The following is a 20728-nucleotide window of genomic DNA, read 5'->3' on the forward strand; positions in this document are numbered from 1 at the left end:
GAATAGATTGTGAAGAATAATAAATTATTTATACTGATCATTATTTCGCTTGTAATAGGTGTTGTAATGGGTGGAATTGTGCATTATCAGTTTCCTGAATCAATTGATGCTTTTTCAAAAAATATAAAACTCTTAGGAACTATTTTTATCCGTTTAGTGCAGATGATTATTGCACCATTAGTTTTTTCAACACTAGTAGTTGGAATTGCAAAAATGGGTGATATGAAAATGGTAGGACGCGTTGGAGGTAAAGCTATGATTTGGTTTATTTCAGCCTCATTAATTTCCTTGCTTTTAGGTTTGCTCTTAGTTAATTTTTTTGCTCCTGGAAAAGGAACTTCAATTAAATTAGAGGATACAACAAGTGCTGCTGAATTATTAGAAAATTCTAAAGGTTTTTCATTGGAAGAGTTTGTAAAACATGTAATACCAAAGAGTTTATTTGAAGCTTTGGCTACCAATGAAATTCTTCAAATTGTAATTTTTTCCATCTTATTTGGTGTGGCATTATCAGCATTTTCCAAAAAAGAAGCTAAGCCTATTATAAAATTATTGGATACGGTTTCTCATGTGATTTTAAAAATGGTAACCTACATCATGTGGACTGCTCCGCTAGGGGTTTTAGGAGCTGTAGCAGGAGCAATTGCAAAGCACGGATTTGAAGTTTTTACTTTATACGCCAAATATCTAGGGGCCTTTTTTGTTGGAATTTTAGTACTGTGGTTGTTGTTACTATTAGTGGGGTACATTATTTTAGGAAAACGATTGTTTGTCTTGTTAGAAAGAATTAAAAGTCCTTTATTAATAGCCTTTTCAACGACTAGTAGTGAAGCTGTTTTTCCAAAAATGGTTGAAGAATTAGAACGCTTTGGTTGTCAACCCAAAATTGTGTCCTTTACCTTACCTCTAGGTTACTCGTTTAACTTGGATGGAAGTATGATGTACATGACTTTTGCCAGTATTTTTATTGCTCAAGTATATGGAATTGATATGTCAATAGGCGAACAATTGACCATGTTATTGGTTTTAATGTTGACTAGTAAAGGTGTGGCTGGGGTTCCAAGAGCTTCTTTAATTGTAGTAGTGGCAACCTGTGCTATGTTTGGTATTCCGCCAGAAGGAATTGCTTTAATTTTACCTATCGATCATTTCTGTGATATGGCAAGAAGTATGACAAATGTATTAGGAAATGCTTTATCAACAGCGGCAATTGATAAGTGGGAATCTAAATCAGAAGAAATAAATGGATAATTTTCATTGGACCAAATTATTCAACCCCGAATTCTATATTACTATGGAAGTCGGAGGCATTCCTATTGGAATTTACATGGTGTTATTCATTGTATTTGCTGAAACAGGCTTATTTGCTGGATTCTTTCTTCCAGGAGATAGTTTGTTATTTCTGTCGGGAATTTATAGTCGCGAGTTAGTAGAAACGTTTTTCATGATTCCAAGCGATTTTTCAAACGTAACGATTTTAGCTTTATTGATTGCCGCTGCTGGGACTTTAGGAAATATTTTCGGATATTGGTTTGGAGCGAAAAGTGGACAGTTTTTGTATAAGAAAGAAGATAGTTTCTTTTTTAAGAAGAAATATTTATATGAATCGCAAGCTTTCTTCGAAAAGCATGGTGGTAAAGCTATTATTTTTGCCCGTTTTCTTCCTATTGTGAGAACATTTGTACCTATTATTGCAGGAATTGTTCATATGGAAAAAGGGAAATTCATGTTTTATAATATATTGAGTTCGCTTTTATGGTCGTTTACCTTGGTTTTTGCTGGACATTATTTATACGGATTCTTTAATGAAGAGTTTGGTATCGATTTAAAGAAACACATTGAAACCATTATCTTAATTTTAATTGCCGTAACATCATTTCCTCTTATAATGAAAGCAATTAAGGCTAAAAGGAATCACAAATCACAATAGCAAAAAGGCTAACGAATATGAATGAGTTAGCCTTTTTTGTTTGATATTACTTTGTTAATAATTTCCAAATCGAACCATTTCTAGTGGTAAATTTTTCCAATTTACCTTCCGTTACTAAATCGTTTAAAATCTTTTCACTTTCCATTCTCGGTGTTCCACTTAGTTCTGAAAACTCTCTGGCGGTTAAGGAATGAAAAGTATTCATAAGATCTACTACGTTTTTAGCGTAAGATTCTTTTTTAATATTTGAATCTAATTTTTGTATCGCATTTTCATAGAAAGTGTAAGGTTTAGAACCATAAACAACTTCTGTAAAACCCGATTTGTTAATGAAATAAAGAGTTGGGAAACCTCTCACGCCAAACTGTCGAGCCAATTTTAAATCTTCTTCAAATAGTTTCATAGCATTATTTGATAGGTCATTTTTTAATTGCTCAATGTTTAATTCAACATTTTGTGCTGCTTTTATAATGTTTTCTTCTTTTGCAATGTTGATTTTTTTTAAAAAGACCATTTCTCTTAATTCTCTCATAAAAGCTTTAGCCTTTTCTTCATCTTGCATTTGGGCTGCTTTAAATGCAATCGACGGAGGATAGGAGGAGTGTAAAGGATCTTCAATCCATACGTTGCCATCAATAGGCATATCATAATATAAACTAGCTTCGTCCCAGTGACTTGCTACATCAGTGGGTTTGCTGATTCCTCCGCTGTTGTAACTCCAGTTTGGTAATAATCCCCCCATGTGATATGTTACTTCTACCGAGTCACCATATTCTAATTTTAGTTTTCTTAGTTGAGGCTCAATCCCCCAACAAGAGGAGCAAATAGGGTCTGTAAAATAAATAACTTTTATGGTTTTCTCTGTTTTGCTAATTGTAGGGGAAGATTCTTGTTGATTTGTAGGTATTTCACAAAAACCTTCTTTAGGATCACATAAAAGGGGATTGTTTGATTTTTCGTTTTTCATAGCATTTGTATTTTTTGTTTGTCCAAAACTATTTATTACAGATAAAGTAATGATTGTAAATAGTTTAATATTAATTTTTTTCATTCAAGTAAAATTCCTTTATTATCAACTATGTTGTATTTTTGTGTAAATTTAGTTACTTATAAAACCTTGCACAATAAGTCAAAAAAACATGACTGATAAAATCCAAAATATACCAAACGAAACTTGTCCGGCACAAGCCTTACTTAAACTCTTGTCTGGTAAATTAAAACCCGAAATTTTTAAAATGGCGGTCGATAATCCAATTCGTTTTAGTGTCTTATTAAAACAAATTGAAGGAGCTAATAAGCAAACCTTGTCAATAGCATTAAAAGAATTTGAAGAAGCAGGATTGTTAGAAAAAGTAATAATAAAAGAGAAACCTTTGCACATTGAATACAACCTGACTGAGAAAGGAAAAGGACTAATTCCTATTTTTAAACAATTAGAAAACGTTTTGTAGGCTTATTTTTTGTTTGAAAAAACAATTTATACTTTTACAATCTAATACTTTTACATGCAGCTTAGTTATTGGGAAATAAAAAATTGGTTTTCAAATCCCGATTTTACTATCGTAGGAAGTGGAATCGTAGGTTTACATACCGCATTAGCTTTGCGTGAACGATTTCCTTCATCCAAAATTTTAATTCTCGAAAAAGGTGTTTTACCTCAAGGTGCTAGTACTAAAAATGCTGGATTTGCTTGTTTTGGAAGTATTTCGGAAATCATAGACGATTTAAAAACGCATACTGAAGAAGAAGTCATTCAACTGATTCAAAAACGATACGCAGGATTACAATTACTTCGAAAAAATCTCGGTGATTCAGTCATTGATTTGAAACCTTATGGTGGTTATGAGTTGTTTCTAAAAGAAGACGAATCGTTTTATAACGAATGTATTCAGAAAATACCATTCATTAACGATATCATCAAACCGCTTTTTAAAACGGATGTTTTTTCCAAACAAATTGACCGATTTAATTTTGGAGGCATTTTCGAAAACTTGATTTTCAATCCATTTGAAGCCCAAATAGATACGGGAAATATGATGCAAGCTTTATTGAAAAAAGTACATCAAAGCGACATCCTGATTTTAAACAGTCAAAACGTAATGAGTTTTCAAGAACTAAATGAAGCAGTTGAGGTTGTAACTAATGGAATTACTTTTAAAACCAATAAACTATTATTCACTACAAACGGTTTTGCATCGCAATTGACAAATAATCAAGTAAAACCCGCTCGTGCCCAAGTTTTAATTACGAAACCTATTCCTAATCTAGATATTAAAGGTACTTTTCATTTAGACCAAGGCTATTTTTATTTCAGAAATATCAATGATAGAATTCTCTTTGGTGGCGGAAGAAACTTAGATTTCGAAGGTGAAACCACCACTTCTCACGATATCACAGAATTAATTCAAAATCGTTTGGAAGAGTTATTAAAAACAGTAATTTTGCCTCATCAACCGTTCGAAATTGAACACCGTTGGAGCGGCACTATGGGTGTGGGAACACATAAGAAACCAATCGTAGAACAACTTTCAAACAACGTTTATTGTGGTGTGAGAATGGGAGGAATGGGTGTTGCCATAGGTAGTTTAGTCGGGCAAGAATTAGCAGATTTAATATAAAATGGCAAAAAAAACTACTACTAAAAATAAAGCACCAAAAGCACCCGCTAAAAAGAGAACTATAGTACAAAAGATAGTGCGTTTTTTTTGGCTATTATTTTTATGGTTTAATATCATTAGTTTTTCAGTGGTGTTGCTTTTTAAATTTGTTCCCGTCCCATTTACCCCTTTGATGGGAATTCGTGCTTTAGAGCATAATGCGGCAGGAAAAGACATGGTTTGCAGTCACGAATGGGTGCCAATAGACGAAATTTCATTAAATCTTCAAAAAGCCGTTATTGCAAGTGAAGACGGACGTTTTTTAGAACATTGGGGTTTTGATTTTCAAGCCATGCAAAAGGCGTTCAAGAACAATCAAAAAGGAAAACGATTAAAAGGGGGAAGTACCATTTCGCAACAAACGGCAAAAAATGTTTTCTTATGGCAAGGAAGAAGTTATGTTCGTAAAGGTTTGGAAGCGTATTATACGGTTTTAATAGAACTAATTTGGGGTAAAAAACGTATTATGGAAGTTTACCTGAATAGTATCGAAATGGGAGATGGTGTTTATGGAGCGGAGGCCGCAGCAAAACATTGGTACAGAAAAGATGCCGCCAGTTTAACCCGTTATGAAGCCGCTGGAATTGCTGCTATTCTTCCCAATCCTAGAAAATATAAAGCTTCTAATTCTTCTTCTTATATTAACAGAAGAAAGGCAAAGATTAGCAGAGAAATTGGTTACGTGAAATTGGATTACTAATTGCAACCAAATCAAAAATAATGCAAACCGAAAGCGATTTTGTTTTCGGTTTTTCTTTTTCGTAACATTTCGATTATCACTTCGACTAATACAGAAAAATTAAAAATTATGAAAGCACACGAAATAGATTATCATATTTATGGTGAAGAAATGCAATATGTGGAAATTGAATTAGATCCACAAGAAGTAGTAGTCGCAGAAGCCGGAAGTTTTATGATGATGGAAAACGGCATCAAAATGGAAACTATTTTTGGTGATGGAAGTCAAGACCAACAACAAGGCCTTTTTGGTAAATTGTTATCTGCAGGAAAGCGCGTTTTAACTGGCGAAAGTTTGTTCATGACAGCTTATCAAAACCAAGATTTTGGAAAAAGAAAAGTATCATTCGCTTCTCCTTATCCAGGAAAAATTGTTCCAATTGATTTGCAACAATTAGGAGGAAAATTCATTTGTCAAAAAGATTCATTTTTATGTGCTGCAAAAGGTGTTTCTGTTGGAATAGAATTCACTAAAAAAATCGGAACCGGATTATTTGGTGGTGAAGGTTTCATCATGCAGAAAGTTGAAGGAGACGGAATGGCGTTTGTGCATTCAGGCGGAACTTTGGCTAAAAAAGAATTACAACCTGGTGAATTACTTCGCGTGGATACTGGATGTTTAGTAGGTTTTACTAAAGATGTAGATTACGATATTGAGTTTGTTGGCGGAATTAAAAACACTATTTTCGGCGGAGAAGGTGTGTTTTTCGCAACGCTTCGCGGACCTGGAACAGTTTATATTCAATCGTTACCATTTAGTAGATTAGCAGGTAGAATTTACGCAAGCGCTCCTCAAAATGGAGGAAGCAGAGAAGAAGGTAGTTTACTCGGAGGTTTAGGTAGAATCCTAGATGGCGATAACCGATTTTAATAACAAAAATCCCGATTTTTCATCGGGATTTTATTTTAATGGGCGTAACGTATTACTATAGGTGATAACATATTGAAATTTTCCTTTGTTTCCTTTTTTCATTAAGTAGATATATTTGTGTTTGCCAATTTTAGAAGCTGGAATTATGATTTCTTTTTTAGTACTAATATCTTTCACGAGAACATCAAAATTAGTATCTACACTAAAATAATTCGCAATTCTACTTTTTAAATTGGTAATCGGATATTCAGAAAAAATGACTTTTCCGTTTTGCGAAATAATGATTTTTTCTCCCTTGGAAGTTTGCGTTAGTATTAGAATACTTTTGTTAGAATTTGTTGCCCCAACTTCTTCTTGAATATTTTTAACTTCGGTTTTGGAAGCACTTCTAAAATCATCACGATACACACTTTTTACAGTTGAATTACAACTTTGTAATCCAATGGAAATAATTAAAACGAATATAAAAACTAGAATTCTCATAATTAGAAAACCCATTTTTTGAAGTTTTATTGCATAAAAAAAAGAGCCCGAAGGCTCTTTTATCAGTTTTTTAACTTTTCTATTTTAATTCTTTAACACCCATATTGTAAAGTGTAAAGACTTGCATATCCACATTTTCTTGAATGGTCGCCGCTACTGATTTTCCAGCTCCGTGACCCGCATTTACATCAATTCGAATTAAAACTGGATTGTCTCCTGCTTGTTTCGCTTGCAATTCTGCTGCAAATTTAAAACTGTGAGCTGGAACTACTCGGTCGTCATGATCTCCTGTAGTTACCATAGTTGCTGGATATTTTGTACCTGCTTTTACATTGTGAACTGGAGAATATTCTTTAATGTATTCAAACATTTCTTTGCTTTGTTCCGAAGTTCCGTAATCGTAAGCCCAACCTGCTCCAGCGGTAAATGTATGATAACGCAACATGTCTAATACTCCAACTGCTGGTAACGCCACTTTTACTAAATCTGGACGTTGTGTCATAACGGCACCCACTAATAAACCACCATTTGAACCTCCTTTTATCGCTAAAAAATCAGAAGTAGTGTAGTTTTCTTTAATTAAATATTCAGCTGCTGCAATGAAATCGTCAAAAACGTTTTGTTTTTTCAATTGCGTTCCAGCATCGTGCCATTTTTTACCATATTCTCCACCACCACGTAAATTCGCAACAGCGTAAACGCCTCCGTTTTCTAACCAAACCGCATTTGCAATACTGAAAGAAGGAGTTAAGCTTACATTAAATCCACCATAACCATATAAAATAGTTGGGTTTTGACCGTTTAATTTTGTGCCTTTTTTATACGTAATAATCATCGGAACTTTTGTGCCATCTTTTGAAGTATAAAACACTTGTTTTGACTCGTAATCTGCCGAATTAAAATCCACTTTAGGTTTTTGATAGATTGTTGATTTTCCAGATTTTGGATCAAATGAGTAAATAGTTCCTGGCGTTACATAATTGGTAAACGAAAAATACAAAGTAGTTTCTTTCTCTTTTCCACCAAAACCTCCAGCGGTTCCGACGCCTGGCAATTGAATATCACGTACTAATTTTCCGTTATAATCGTATTGTTTAATGAAAGAAACCGCATCTTTCATATAACTTGCGAAAATGTAACCACCACCTGTGTTTGGAGACAATACATTTTCAGTTTCAGCGATGCAATCTTTCCAATTTTCTTTGGCAGAATTTGCTAAATCAAAAGTCACCACGCGTTTGTTTGGCGCTTTATAATTCGTTACCAAATAAATCTTAGAACCTTTGTTGTCTAATACATTATTGTCATTTTCGTAATTGTCAATTAAGGTTACGATTTTGCTATTTGGTTTTGATAAATTTAAATAATATAATTCGTTTCCAGAAGTTGAATTTGCTGCTGAAATAAATAAATATTTTTCGTCTTCCGAAACATAACCACCTACATATCTTCTTTTTACATCGCCACCAAAAATTAATTTATCCGATTTTTGAGGCGTATTTAATTTGTGATAATACAATTTGTGTTGATCTGTTTTTGCAGATAATTCGCTTCCAACAGGTTTGTCATAGCTTGAATAATAAAAACCTTCATTTTTGTACCAAGAAACACCACTGAATTTCACATCTACAATCGTATCACCAATAATTTTCTTGGTTTTGGCTTCCATTACAATTACTTTTCTCCAATCGCTTCCACCTTCTGAAATAGAATACGCAACTAAGCTTCCGTCTTTAGAAAAGTTAATTCCGCCTAACGAAGTTGTTCCGTCTTTTGAAAAGGTATTTGGATCTAAAAAGATTTCTTCTTTACCTGATTTATCTTTTCGATATAAAACCGATTGATTTTGAAGACCGTTGTTTTTGTAGTAATACGTGTAATCACCTTCTTTGAATGGCGCTGAAATTTTCTCGTAATTCCACAATTGTTCCATTCTAGATTTAAGCTGATTTCTGTATGGAATTTGCTCTAAATAACCATACGTTACCACATTTTGAGCTTTTACCCAAGCTTCGGTTTCAGCACTTCGGTCGTCCTCTAACCAACGGTAAGGGTCGTTGATTTTTTCGCCAAAATACGTGTCAACATGGTCGATTTTTTTGGTTTCAGGATAATTGATTTTTGTTTGTGCGTTCATAACAAGTGTACAAACAATAGCCGATACTGTTATTGTTTTTTTCATATAGTATTTGTTGATTAAAACAAAGATATTCATTTGAATTTTAAAGATTTGTTAAAAAACAAAAACGACTGAAATTTCAGTCGTTTTGTAACAAATTTGTTATGTTTTTAGTTTACTTCAATAGGAAAAGTAACTGCAGCATCCGTATTTCCACCTGCATTGGTAATGTCTCCTGCAGCTACACCTGAAGCAGATTTATTTGGTAAATGTCTTAAAGTTACAATTAAAGTTCCAGTTGTACCAGCCGAACCTGTTACTAAAGTGAAGTTTAAACCAATTGGTTTTCCGCTTTCATCGGTATCAGTATAAGTTAAGGTTCCAACAGTTGATGGAAGTTGATAAAAAACTTGGTGGTCAGCTCCTTCTAAAGCAATTTCTTCAGTAATGTCTTCAGATGGATTTGCTAATTCATTTACAAAAGTTGTAGAACCTGAATAAGTAGTTCCTGCAACTAAATTTCCTGAAACAGTTACTATTGGAGCATTAGGTCCGTCTCCATCAGCATCTCTAGATGTTAATGTAATAGTTTGACCACCGCCAATTAATGTTGTAGTAATAGTTGTAATAACTTCGTCTTCGTTAACTGCTGAGTCATCATTAGAACAAGAAGTTGAAAATAATGTAGGAATTACTAATAAAGCGATAAGTTTTAAATTTTTCATGTTTTGATTTTTAATAATTAAATTTTAATTGAATTTGAACATTTCTACCCATTTCGTCTACAAAAAATCGTTGACGATTTAGATAATCCCGATACGTTGTGTTTCCAATGTTTTGAATACTAAAAGAAGTGGTTAAGCTATTTTTTTTATTGATTTTAAAAGTCATTTCACTGTAAAAATGCAATAAATGATAGCCTTTTGGAGGCGAACTAATGTCAACCAAAACAGGAGTTAACTCGTTATTCACAACTATGTTGGTTTCAAAATTGTAATTAGGGAACTGATTTTGTCTGAAAACCACTTCACTCTTTAGTTCGGAAACGAAATTAAACCAAGATTCATTTTTGTACTGAATTTTATTATTAATGACAAATGGAGGCATATCAATTAAATACTCGTCAGTACTTAGATTTTGTCCGTGAACATAAGCCATTCCTAACTCGTGTGAAAAATGATTCGTAATTTTCCATTTAGAATTGATGTCAAAACCTGTTAACAAAGCCTCCGTTTGTTTGAATTCCCAAACTGGAAAAGCTCCACGGATAGTAGTTTCAAAACCAATAGGTTGCAAATAAATAAAATTCGAAATTCGGTTTACAAATGGATTAAGTTGCACCTGAAACGATTTCCAATCTTTCTTAAAAGTGGTGTTGAATTTATACGCTTGTTCTTTTTTTAAACGTAAATCACCTAATTCAACTTGACCTGTAGAATGATGTAATCCATCACTAAATAATTCGGACGGATTTGGATTTCGGGAAGCCAAACTCACGTTTACTAACCATTCCATTTCATGATGAAATTGCTTTCTATATCCAATGTTTGCCGTGATATTATGATAATCAAAAGTAGGTTTCGTTAACCATTGATTTCCTTCTTCACCCACAATGAATTCTGGAAAATCTTCATGATAACCACGTTCTTCCCATCTTGATTTCAAATAATATTTTGTGGCTTCAATAGTCGAAAAATCATAACGAATTCCTGATTCTAAAGAAGTCGCATTATCAAATTTATAAACGGCAATTCCATACAAACCAGCATCTAATTTTTCATAACTTGGAATTAATGGACGAACACCTGTTTTTGGATTCGCAAAGTTATTTTGGTAGCCCAAATTCAGTCCCGATTTTAATTTCCAATTTCCAATATTCGTTTTATAATCCGCCAAAAAAGTATGTGTGGCCAATTGTAAATCTAAAGCGGCTTTATCATTGTTGGCACTACTTCTTCTAACATCAAATTCTAAACGATTGTTGAACTGAAAAGCATATTGCAAATTGATTGAAGATTCTTCATTTAACCATCTTTCGTAATTAAATTTTATTAAATGATGCTGTAATTTTTGTTTAGGTGAATTAATTGAATAAGCAAAAGGTTCTGCAACATTAGGTAGTTGGTTGTTGATGGAATTGTACAAATCGTTTACATTTCCAATATGAGACGCTTTGATAATTCCAATTTGCGCATTGTAAAAACTGTACATCGCATTAAAATTGTACATTTCTTGTGCATAACGAATGCCTCCCGAAAAATTTTGTTCGCGATTTCCAGAATTTGATAACACATAATCTGGCGTTTCTCGATCGCCTAAGTATTTGAAAGTTCCTAAAGCATTCCAACTCCAACCATAAAGATTTCCTTTTTGAAGACTTGAACTCAAGCTTCCACCCATTCCGTTAGAGGCTAAGTTGATAATCGTTTTCCCTACTAAAGTGTCTTTTTTTATCACTTCAGGTTCGATGATAACAATTCCGCCAATAGCATCACCACCATATTGCAAAGCCGAAGCACCTTTAATTACGGTGATTTTTCCAGCCGAATTAATATCGAAATTAGGGGTGTGTTCTGTTCCCCACTGTTGGTCTTCTAATCGAACATTATTATTGATGATTGGCACACGATTGCTATGTAAACCGTTAATTACAGGCTTTACAATAGTACTTCCGGTTTTTAAAATAGAAACTCCTGAAATTTCTTTTAAGGCTTCACCCAAGGTTTGATTGCTGAATTTTTCAATGGTAGCCCTTTTCAAAACTTGTTCGTTACTACTTTCGCTTTTCGAATTAGAAAGATGTTGAATGGTGATTTCTTCTAATTTGGTTATATCTATTTTCAATTGACGATTTAGAGTTAAATCGGTTGAAATTTCGATAGTTTCCGCAATAGCATGATAACCTATCAACGAAATATAGAGTTTCTGTTTTCCTTTTGGAACATCTGATAAAGTATAACTTCCTTTGCTATTTGTGGAAGTGGTTTTGTTGGCAATGTGCACGTGGGCATCTCTAATAGGCAAGCCATTTTCATCCGATATAACGCCTGTAATTGTAACTTGAGCGTATCCGAAGAAGCCAACCAAAAAGAAAAATAATATCGATAAGAATCGCATTTCTTTTAGTTTAAATGAAACAACAACGTATCATTATTTTTGGTAATGATATCGAAATAGATTTTTTAAACTAGTGCAGGTGGACCACGGAGATGGAACGAGTTTCCTTCAAACGTGATGCAAGATTCATTACTGTTGAATTGATAGGGTATTTCGTAAAATGAAGGAATAAAATCAAAGTGTAAAACCTCTGGAGAAAGGAAAGAAGCAAATTTGAAATCACAAATAGGACAATCTTCGCTTTCGGTAAACTTTTTTTCTGAAGTTTTATTATTAAAATGATGTGAGTCATCACAACATTCCGTTTTTATATGATGATCGTGTGAAAAAGTATGAATAGATTGGTAGCTAACTGCAAATAAAACAGCAAGCAACAAAAACAAGTTTATATGTATTAATCTCTTTTTCACTTAGGCAAATATACTTCTTTTAGAGTAAAGCAAAAAAACAAACCACGAATTAACGAATTTTTAAGTTTTGCAACGTTTAATTCGTGTGTTCGTGGTTAATCGATTTTGGCCACAGATTAAAAGATTCAAAAGGATTGAACCCGAGTTAATCTGTAGAGCTAAAATTATACTAGATTATTTGCTACCAAATATTCCGCAATTTGAATCGTGTTTGTTGCAGCTCCTTTTCTTAAGTTATCGGCTACAATCCACATGTTGATGGTGTTGGGTTGACTTTCATCTCTTCGGATTCTACCAACGAAAACATCGTCTTTACCTTGTGCGTAAATTGGCATTGGATAGGTAAACGTTTCTAAATTATCTTGAACCGTCACACCAGGCGTGTTTTGTAAAATTTGATGCACTTCGTTTACATCAAAATCATTTTCAAACTGAACGTTAACCGCTTCACTGTGTCCGCCAACGACTGGAATACGAATTGCAGTTGCTGTAACCGCAATCGTGTTATCGTTTAAGATTTTTTGAGTTTCGCGCACCAATTTCATTTCTTCTTTGGTGTAACCGTTTGCTTCAAAACTATCACATTGAGGAATCGCATTTCTGTGAATTGGATATTTGTATGCCATTTCACCTTCAATTCCTGCATATTCATTTTCTAACTGACGCACGGCTTTTACTCCGGTTCCGGTAATCGATTGGTAAGTAGAAACTACAATACGTTTGATATCATATTTGGTATGTAAAGGCGCTAAAGCCATTACCATTTGAATCGTTGAACAGTTTGGATTTGCAATAATTTTATCTTCCTTAGTTAAAACCGATGCATTGATTTCTGGAACTACTAATTTCTTAGTGGCATCCATTCGCCAAGCGGAAGAATTATCGATTACGGTTGTTCCCGCAGCAGCAAATTTTGGAGCCCACTCTAAAGAAGTTTCTCCACCTGCCGAAAACAAAGCAATCTCAGGTTTCATATCTACAGCGGTTTGCAAACCTACCACTTTATAGGTGTTGCCTTTCCATTCGATTTCTTTTCCAACTGATTTTTCAGAAGCAACTGGAATTAACTCTGTTACAGGAAAATTACGTTCTGCTAATACTTGAAGCATTATTTCGCCTACCATTCCGGTAGCGCCTACTACGGCTACTCTCATTGTGTGTGTTATTTAAAGATGCAAAAATATAGAATATTCAAACGACTTAGCAAATATTGATGAAATTATAACAAAAGTTTTGATTTGTAACGGGATTTTAAAAAAACTTCAGTGAATCGTGTGAGAATTGTGAATCGTGTCTGTAAACAGTTTCTTTAAATTCTTGTAGTTAGAAACCAAACTTAATTTTATTCAAATCTATTATAGAAATTTTCTGTAATCTGACTTGTCTTTAAGTTTACTAAAATCAATTCTTGTTCCCATGAATGTTGAATAAAACAATAATCTTGATTAATATTAATTATTTTAAATTTTAGTGGAGAACGTTTTTCTTTTAAAAGATTGAAACTAATTATCCTGTTAATACCTTTGACTAAGTCAAAATGTTTATTGTTTAAAAAAACAATAAAATTATAAGAAGAAACTGATTCAACTTGTGAAAAGTTTTGAGTTTTGTAAACTAATTCCTTTCCTATTAATTTATAGAAATGAAAATTATTATCTTTATAGTAATAAGAATAATTAATTAAATTGTCTAGTTGATTTACTTCTTTTGGTCTGTGAATTTCATTTGAAATTACTTTATCAACTAATTTATAATTTTCTTTTAACTCGCCAAAAATGAGAGGTTTTTCCAAATTTAATTTTTTCTCATTTAATAGTATATAATTAATAAAATTCAAAAAAGATTTAATGTCTAACATGTTTAAATCTGCTCTATAAAAACAGATTAAACCATCTTTTTCATCTTTATAAGAAAACATTTTTTTATCATTACTCTGAAAGTTGAAAATTTTTATTTTTTTATCATATTTCAAACTATCAATTAAAATATTAGCATAATCTGAAAGTATTAAACTTTTATTAATTTCTTCATTATAATCATGAGTTGAGGTTAAAAGATAAACATTTCCTCTAGTAAACTCCAATTGTACATTTTTATGAGCATAAATTAAGTCTAATGTTAAAAAGCTTAATAAAATAAATATCTTTTTCATAAGTCTGTTTTTGATTAACCTGTAGCTTGAAATTACATTTCTTTCAAAATTTAAAGTAAAACAAATCTAATCAATTTCTAAAAAAATACCCCGACGAATCGGGGTTTAGTTTAGAATATATAATGTAGCGGTATTGACTATTTTTTCAATAAATCTCTAATTTCAGCTAACAATTGCTCTTGTGTTGGTCCTGCTGGAGCCGCTGGAGCTGGTTCTTCTTTTTTCTTAGCAGCATTCATTCCTTTAATCAATAAGAAAAGAACAAAAGCTACAATAACAAAGTTAATCACAGCCGACATAAACATGCCATATTTAACCCCACCAAAAGCAGTTAGCTCTTCAATTTTTGACAAATTAGCTGCTTCCAAAGCTGGTTTAAGTAACAATGGTGTAATAACATCTTCAATAAATGAACTTACAATTTTACCAAAAGCACCGCCAATGATAACCCCTACAGCTAAATCCACTACGTTTCCACGCATAGCGAATTCTTTAAATTCTTTTAACATAATGGGAGAATTTTAAAAATTTATATTCCGTTTTTCAGTTTAACGAATATACAATATTTAAAATTAAAAAGTTAATTTTTAAAGAAAATTCGCTTTACTCGTTGCGAAATCCCAGTCAAAATTTCATAGGGAATCGTGCCAATAACACTCGCCATTTCAGTCACTTTGGGATTTTTTCCAAATATAATAACCTCGTCGCCAGTTTTACAGGAAATATGAGTAACATCCACCATCATCATGTCCATACAAATGGAGCCTAAAATGGTAGCTTTTTGATTGTTGATAGTGACAAATCCTTTTTCATTGCCCCAAGCTCTTCGAATGCCATCGGCATAACCAATCGGAATCGTAGCGACTTTCATTTTTTGCGTCACTCGAAATCTTCGGCTGTAACCAATGCTTTCTTCTGGTAAAACTTCTCTTATTTGGGAAATAATGGTTTTTAAAGTACTAACGTTTTCTAGTTTATTTAATTCTTGTTCCGAATTTCCAATGCCATACAAACCAATACCTAATCGCACCATTTCCATTTGCTTTTCAGGATAATTGAAAATTCCTGACGTGTTTAAAATATGGCGAATTGGTTTTGAAGGCAATACTTTTTCTAATTCGGAATACATTGCATCAAAACGTTGAAATTGTAATTTCGTGAAATCATCAAATTGCAAGTCGTCACTCGCCGCTAAATGCGAAAACACGCTTTTCACCTTAACGAAATTGTTGTTTTTTAGTAAGGAACACAATTCGTCTATCAAATGAGGTTCAAATCCTAAACGATGCATTCCGGTATCTAACTTTATATGAATCGGATAATGGGAAATATTTTGGTGTTGGGCAATTTTTAAAAACGCTTGTAAACCCGTAATCGAATAAATTTCAGGTTCTAAATTATAGGCAATCATGGCTCTAAAACTACTGTTTTCGGGATTTAAAACCATAATTGGAGTCGTAATTCCTGCTTTTCGTAATTCGATGCCTTCATCGGCAAATGCTACACCTAAGTAATCGACTTTATGATGTTCGAGCAATTTGGCAATTTCGTAACCGCCATTTCCATAGCCAAACGCTTTTACCATCACCATAATTTTGGTTTCTGGTTTTAGTTTGGATTTGTAGAAATTCAAGTTGTGACTAATCGCATCGAGATTGATTTCTAAAATTGTTTCGTGATTTTTCTCTTCCAACAAAACCACAATTTCATGAAAGTTGAAACCACGCGCACCTTTCACTAGAATGGTCTCGTTTTGAAACGACTGTGTGTTGAATTGCTGTAAAAATTCTTGCGTAGTGGTAAACGAAATCACATTCGGTAAATCGTTCAATTGTTTTCCGATGGTTTCGCCAATGGTAATAATACGCTCGATTTTGTTTTTCGAAAGCAATTGTTTTACCTGATTGTAAAGCGTTTCTACAGCAATACCACTCGTGAAAATATCAGATAAAATAATTGTTTTTTTATCGTGTAATTTTTGTTGTTCTAAGAAATCCAATGCAATTTTCAACGATTGATAATCCACCGAATAACTGTCATCGATGACCAAACAATTATTGATGCCTTTTTTAGCTTGAAGTCGTAATTCTACTGGATATAATTCGGCAACTCGATTTTGAATAAATACAATTTCTTCGCCTAAAAACAACATGAAATTCACACAAGTAATTACATTTTCAATCGAATTTTCATCCGAAAACGGAATATTTACACTGAAAGTATTCGTTACGTTTTTAAAAGTCAATTCGGTTTTACCATTTTCATTTTTTTTTGAAACGAATAAATTCGCGCTTTCATCTGAAAAGCTCCAAGTGTGTTTTTGGCTGTTTTTTGGAAGTAAAGCTTCAATTTCAGCATTCTTTTCCAAGAAAATATCCGAACAATTTTCAAAAAGTTGGACTTTCTCTTTGATTTTGGCTTCGCGATTCGCAAAACCTTCATCATGAACCGAACCAATATTCGTTAAAATGCCGTATTTCGGTTGAATGATGTGTTCTAAATTTGACATTTCATTTGGTAGCGAAATTCCAGCTTCAAAAATTCCCAAATCATAATTCCCTTCAATCGCTAAAATCGATAACGGAACTCCGACTTGTGAATTATAACTTTTCGGATTTCGAACAATCAAATGATTCGGACTCAATAAGAAATTCAGCCATTCTTTTACGATGGTTTTTCCGTTGCTTCCGGTAATTCCCACAAATGGAAAATCGAATTGTTTACGGTAGCCAATAGCAGTTTGTTGTAGCGCTTTTAACGAATTTTCAACGATAATGAAATTCGCTTTTTCGTATACATGTTCCGGAATATATTCGACTACAAAATAGCGAACGCCTTTAGCAATCAACTCTTCCAAATACAAATGTGCATCGTGATTTTGTCCTTTGATGGCAAAAAACAAGGTGTTGCTTCCATTTTGTAACGAACGGCTGTCAATCGAAATGTGAGTTGCGGTAAACTCAGTCGAATTTCCGTGAAAAACGCCTTTACAAAACGAAATAATATGAGTTAGGTTGAGGTTCAATTTATTGATTATCGTCTTTTTGCTTGTTTACAATTTCAACATCTTTCACTTCCATGTTTTCTCGGATAGCTTTAAAATAAGCGGCACGACTTAATGGTTCATATTCTTCGGTTTCACCAAGCATTACCAGTCTTTTGTCGTCTGATTTTCTAAAACTATAATGTGCTAAATTTCCGGTACGCGTACAAACGGCGTGAACTTTAGTAACATATTCGGCAGTAGCCATGAGCGCTGGCATCGGACCGAACGGATTTCCTTTAAAATCCATGTCTAATCCAGCCACAATTACTCGAATTCCCGAGTTCGCTAAATCATTACAAACAGCAACAATTTCTTCATCGAAAAATTGCGCTTCGTCAATACCAACCACATCGCAACCTTGAGCTAAAATTCGAATATTTTCAGCAACAGGAACCGGTGTAGAACGAATTTCATTGCGATTGTGCGAAACCACCATTTCGTCGTCATATCTTGTATCGACAGCCGGTTTGAAGATTTCCACTTTTTGTTTGGCAAACTGAGCTCGTTTTAGGCGGCGAATCAATTCTTCGGTTTTACCCGAAAACATGGAGCCACAAATTACTTCAATCCAGCCAAATTGTTCTTGTTGATTTACGGTATTTTCGAGAAACATTTTGTATCTTTCGTACGTTAAAAATTATTTTCTGTTACATTTGTAATCAAAACAAAATTATTAAAAAAGTATCGATATATTCAATTCCATCCAATAAAGTTATGAAGAAAAGAGTAACCGCTGAATTAATCAGTATTGCCCACCGAATTTTAAAGTTGAAAAACCATTCCGAAACCGTTCAATTGCAGCAAGAAGCTAAAAATTTGTACGATCAATTGACAATTTTACGCTTTTATGAAGAGAATTTCGAATTGGTAAAAAACGAAATTTCAGAAGAAGTTTTGGAAGCGAAATTAGTAGAAAAAAAAGCCGATATTTTTGAACTACCAATTGCTGTTGTAGAAGAAATTGCACCTGAAAAGGAAGTAGTGGTTGAAGCTCCAGTTTCAGAAGAAAATGTGGAAGAAACTCAATTAGAGGAAGAAAAAATTGTAGTGGCGGAGTTAATCGTTGAAGATGATGAAGATGAAGAGGAGGAAGTATTGATTACTTCAATGGAAGAAGAATCAATTGAAGAGGAAATTATAGAAGAAGCACCAGTTGTCGAAGCTCCAAAAATAGAAGAACCAGCGAAACAAATTTCGTTTGAAGATTTATTGGTACACGATTATCAAGAATTGGATTTTGTAAAAGTGGAAGATGTTCCAGCAGAAGTTGAAAAAGTTACTGAAACTGTTTTTGAAGCTGTAACGCCAGTTGAAGAAGTTAAGGAAGAAATTCAACCAGAACCTGTTGCAGAAACTCCAAAAGTATTAGAAGAAGAAGTAAAAGCAACTTTTGAAAAAGTAAGCCAAGAACCAAAAATCAGTTCGCTAAATGATAGATTGAATAAGGCTATTACTTTTGGCTTAAATGATAGAATTGGATTTGAAAAGAAATTATTTGGTGGTAGTTCGGATGATTTTAACCGTGTGGTTTCGCAATTGAATACCTTTGATAGTTTTGAGGAAGCAAAAGCTTTCGTAGATGATTTCGTAAAACCGGATTATAACAATTGGGAAGGTGCTGAAGAGTTCGAAACGCGTTTCATGGAAATTGTGGAGAAGAAGTTTAGTTAGTTTTCAGTCTCAGTCTCAGTTTTCAGTCTCAGATTCCTTTTGGTGAATTTGTGCTAATTTGTGAAATTCGAGTTTTTAGTTTGACCACATAGAAACATAGGTTTTTTTATTGTTTGAGTTTTTCTTAGTACATAGTTAATTCGTGCTAATTCGTGCTAATTCGTGAAATTCGTGTTTGTAAATAGTTTTAAATGAGTAAATTATATATCGTTCCAACGCCAATAGGTAATTTAGAAGACATGACTTTTCGTGCAATTAAAGTGCTAAAAGAAGTCGATTTAATTTTAGCAGAAGATACGCGAACCAGCGGAAAATTGCTAAAACATTTCGAAATTGCTACGCACATGCACAGCCACCACATGCACAACGAACACAAAACCGTTGAAAATTTGGTGAAGCGATTACAAGCAGGCGAAACTATTGCTTTAATCAGCGATGCAGGAACTCCAGCCATTTCCGATCCAGGATTTTTGCTTACGCGCGCTTGTGTGGAAAACGGAATTGCGGTAGAATGTTTGCCAGGCGCAACAGCTTTTGTACCTGCTTTGGTGAATAGCGGTTTGCCCAATGATAAATTCGTTTTCGAAGGATTTTTACCCGATAAAAAAGGAAGACAAACCCGATTTTTAGCCTTACAAGAAGAATATCGTACCATGATTTTCTACGTATCGCCACATAAACTAAACAAAACCTTAGCCGAATTTGTACAATATTTCGGTGCCGATAGACCCGTTTCTGTTTCTAGAGAATTATCCAAATTACACGAAGAAACCGTTAGAGGAACCGCCGAAGAAGTATTAAAACACTTTGAAGCGAAACCCGCTAAAGGGGAGATTGTTGTGGTTGTGGGTGGGAAGAGTTTGAAGTGAATTTAAAACAATTATATATGGAGTTTCAGTTAGATAGTTTTTCATTTGGATTAATGTTTTGGCAAGTTTTTTTATTTGTTGTATTATTTTTTTGGTTGTTTTGTGTAATAGATGTTTTGAGAAATTCATTTAATGGTAACGATAAATTAATTTGGATATTAGTTTTAATATTTGTTCCAATATTGGGACCTTTTTTGTACTTTTTCATTGGAAGAAAAAAAAGAATTATTATTAATTAAATATGGAAAAACACAACATAACCACCACCTGGAAAGGTAACATGCAATTTGAATCCACTAACCCTAGTGGCGATATCATTTCAATTGATGCTGGTCCAGAAAATGGAGGCGAAGGAAAAGGCTTGCGCCCAAAAGCATTGATGTTAAATGCTTTAGCAGGTTGCACAGGTTTAGACGTAGCATCCTTAATGGAAAAAATGAAGTTAGAAGTAACCGATTTCAAAATTGAAGTTTCAGGTGAATTAACCGAAGAACATCCAAAAACCTATCACAAAGTAAAAGTAGATTATCATTTTTATGGCAACAATTTAGACGAGAAAAAGCTAGAGAAAGCCGTGAATTTATCGGTAGAAAAATATTGTGGCGTGATGGAAATGTTTCGTCAATTTGCTAAAGTGGAAATCGAAATTTTTTATCACAATTAAG

At 33.5% G+C, this 20728-nt stretch carries 21 protein-coding genes; 10 read left to right on the forward strand and 11 right to left on the reverse strand.

Features of this window, described 5'->3' with window-relative positions:
• Positions 1-6 precede the first annotated feature (6 nt).
• Together NAT47_RS09240 and NAT47_RS09245 are read left to right on the forward strand one after the other, a co-directional pair.
• Entirely contained in the window at positions 7-1251 is a 1245-nt protein-coding gene (locus NAT47_RS09240) for a dicarboxylate/amino acid:cation symporter (RefSeq protein ID WP_250582296.1), read from the forward strand.
• The gene (locus NAT47_RS09245; protein ID WP_250582115.1) at positions 1244-1930 is read left to right on the forward strand and encodes a DedA family protein; all 687 of its coding nucleotides are present in this window, start codon (positions 1244-1246) and stop codon (positions 1928-1930) included. Before NAT47_RS09240 ends, NAT47_RS09245 begins: the two co-directional genes overlap by 8 nt.
• Positions 1931-1976: 46 nt before the next feature.
• Here the strand turns inward: NAT47_RS09245 and NAT47_RS09250 are convergent, their stop codons facing one another.
• Positions 1977-2897, reverse strand: a complete 921-nt coding sequence (locus NAT47_RS09250) for a DsbA family protein (protein WP_250582298.1) — start codon at positions 2895-2897, stop codon at positions 1977-1979.
• A gap of 172 nt (positions 2898-3069) precedes the next feature.
• Here NAT47_RS09250 and NAT47_RS09255 point away from each other — a divergent pair, with 172 nt between their 5' ends.
• The 4 genes from NAT47_RS09255 to NAT47_RS09270 all read left to right on the forward strand — a co-directional run bounded on the left by NAT47_RS09255 (position 3070) and on the right by NAT47_RS09270 (position 6196).
• Positions 3070-3381 (forward strand): winged helix-turn-helix transcriptional regulator, encoded by a 312-nt coding sequence (locus NAT47_RS09255; protein WP_250582116.1) that lies wholly within the window; start codon positions 3070-3072, stop codon positions 3379-3381.
• A gap of 54 nt (positions 3382-3435) precedes the next feature.
• A complete protein-coding gene (locus tag NAT47_RS09260) occupies positions 3436-4548 on the forward strand; it encodes an NAD(P)/FAD-dependent oxidoreductase (protein WP_250582117.1) in 1113 nt (370 codons plus the stop codon).
• A gap of 1 nt (position 4549) precedes the next feature.
• Entirely contained in the window at positions 4550-5287 is a 738-nt protein-coding gene (gene mtgA / locus NAT47_RS09265) for a monofunctional biosynthetic peptidoglycan transglycosylase (RefSeq protein WP_250582118.1), read from the forward strand.
• Positions 5288-5395: 108 nt separating this feature from the next.
• Positions 5396-6196 carry a TIGR00266 family protein gene (locus NAT47_RS09270; RefSeq protein ID WP_250582120.1) on the forward strand — a complete coding sequence of 267 codons (801 nt, stop codon included), beginning with the start codon at positions 5396-5398 and terminating at the stop codon, positions 6194-6196.
• A gap of 30 nt (positions 6197-6226) precedes the next feature.
• Here NAT47_RS09270 and NAT47_RS09275 read toward each other — a convergent pair whose 3' ends face one another.
• The 10 genes from NAT47_RS09275 to NAT47_RS09320 form a co-directional block, all read right to left on the reverse strand.
• Positions 6227-6679 (reverse strand): hypothetical protein, encoded by a 453-nt coding sequence (locus NAT47_RS09275; RefSeq protein ID WP_250582122.1) that lies wholly within the window; start codon positions 6677-6679, stop codon positions 6227-6229.
• 79 nt (positions 6680-6758) lie between these two features.
• Entirely contained in the window at positions 6759-8861 is a 2103-nt protein-coding gene (locus NAT47_RS09280; RefSeq protein WP_250582124.1) for a prolyl oligopeptidase family serine peptidase, read from the reverse strand.
• Positions 8862-8968: 107 nt separating this feature from the next.
• Positions 8969-9523: a type 1 periplasmic binding fold superfamily protein gene (locus NAT47_RS09285; protein ID WP_250582126.1), complete on the reverse strand. Its 555-nt coding sequence runs from the start codon at positions 9521-9523 to the stop codon at positions 8969-8971.
• Between the two features lie 10 nt (positions 9524-9533).
• The gene (locus NAT47_RS09290) at positions 9534-11915 is read right to left on the reverse strand and encodes a TonB-dependent receptor (RefSeq protein WP_250582128.1); all 2382 of its coding nucleotides are present in this window, start codon (positions 11913-11915) and stop codon (positions 9534-9536) included.
• Between the two features lie 65 nt (positions 11916-11980).
• A complete protein-coding gene (locus NAT47_RS09295) occupies positions 11981-12325 on the reverse strand; it encodes a hypothetical protein (protein WP_250582130.1) in 345 nt (114 codons plus the stop codon).
• A 164-nt stretch (positions 12326-12489) separates the two neighbouring features.
• Complete coding sequence (locus NAT47_RS09300; RefSeq protein WP_250582132.1) at positions 12490-13479, reverse strand: aspartate-semialdehyde dehydrogenase; 990 nt, start codon at positions 13477-13479, stop codon at positions 12490-12492.
• Between the two features lie 188 nt (positions 13480-13667).
• Positions 13668-14477, reverse strand: coding sequence for a hypothetical protein (locus NAT47_RS09305; RefSeq protein WP_250582134.1), 810 nt, complete (start codon positions 14475-14477; stop codon positions 13668-13670).
• Positions 14478-14614: 137 nt separating this feature from the next.
• A complete protein-coding gene (mscL, locus tag NAT47_RS09310; protein WP_250582135.1) occupies positions 14615-14986 on the reverse strand; it encodes a large conductance mechanosensitive channel protein MscL in 372 nt (123 codons plus the stop codon).
• Positions 14987-15057: 71 nt separating this feature from the next.
• A complete protein-coding gene (locus tag NAT47_RS09315; protein WP_262918745.1) occupies positions 15058-17502 on the reverse strand; it encodes a bifunctional UDP-N-acetylmuramoyl-tripeptide:D-alanyl-D-alanine ligase/alanine racemase in 2445 nt (814 codons plus the stop codon).
• 1 nt (position 17503) lies between these two features.
• Positions 17504-18136, reverse strand: a complete 633-nt coding sequence (locus NAT47_RS09320) for a thymidine kinase (RefSeq protein ID WP_250582137.1) — start codon at positions 18134-18136, stop codon at positions 17504-17506.
• Positions 18137-18237: 101 nt separating this feature from the next.
• Here NAT47_RS09320 and NAT47_RS09325 point away from each other — a divergent pair, with 101 nt between their 5' ends.
• The 4 genes from NAT47_RS09325 (at position 18238) to NAT47_RS09340 (ending at position 20727) form a co-directional block, all read left to right on the forward strand.
• Positions 18238-19194, forward strand: a complete 957-nt coding sequence (locus tag NAT47_RS09325) for a hypothetical protein (protein ID WP_250582139.1) — start codon at positions 18238-18240, stop codon at positions 19192-19194.
• Between the two features lie 191 nt (positions 19195-19385).
• A complete protein-coding gene (gene rsmI / locus NAT47_RS09330) occupies positions 19386-20063 on the forward strand; it encodes a 16S rRNA (cytidine(1402)-2'-O)-methyltransferase (protein WP_250582141.1) in 678 nt (225 codons plus the stop codon).
• A 53-nt stretch (positions 20064-20116) separates the two neighbouring features.
• Complete coding sequence (locus NAT47_RS09335) at positions 20117-20302, forward strand: PLDc N-terminal domain-containing protein (protein ID WP_250582302.1); 186 nt, start codon at positions 20117-20119, stop codon at positions 20300-20302.
• 2 nt (positions 20303-20304) lie between these two features.
• Positions 20305-20727: an OsmC family protein gene (locus NAT47_RS09340; protein ID WP_250582143.1), complete on the forward strand. Its 423-nt coding sequence runs from the start codon at positions 20305-20307 to the stop codon at positions 20725-20727.
• The last annotated feature ends 1 nt before the right edge of the window (position 20728 follow it).

The sequence above is a fragment of the Flavobacterium fragile genome, assembly GCF_023634865.1.
Taxonomy (GTDB): Bacteria; Bacteroidota; Bacteroidia; order Flavobacteriales; family Flavobacteriaceae; genus Flavobacterium; species Flavobacterium fragile.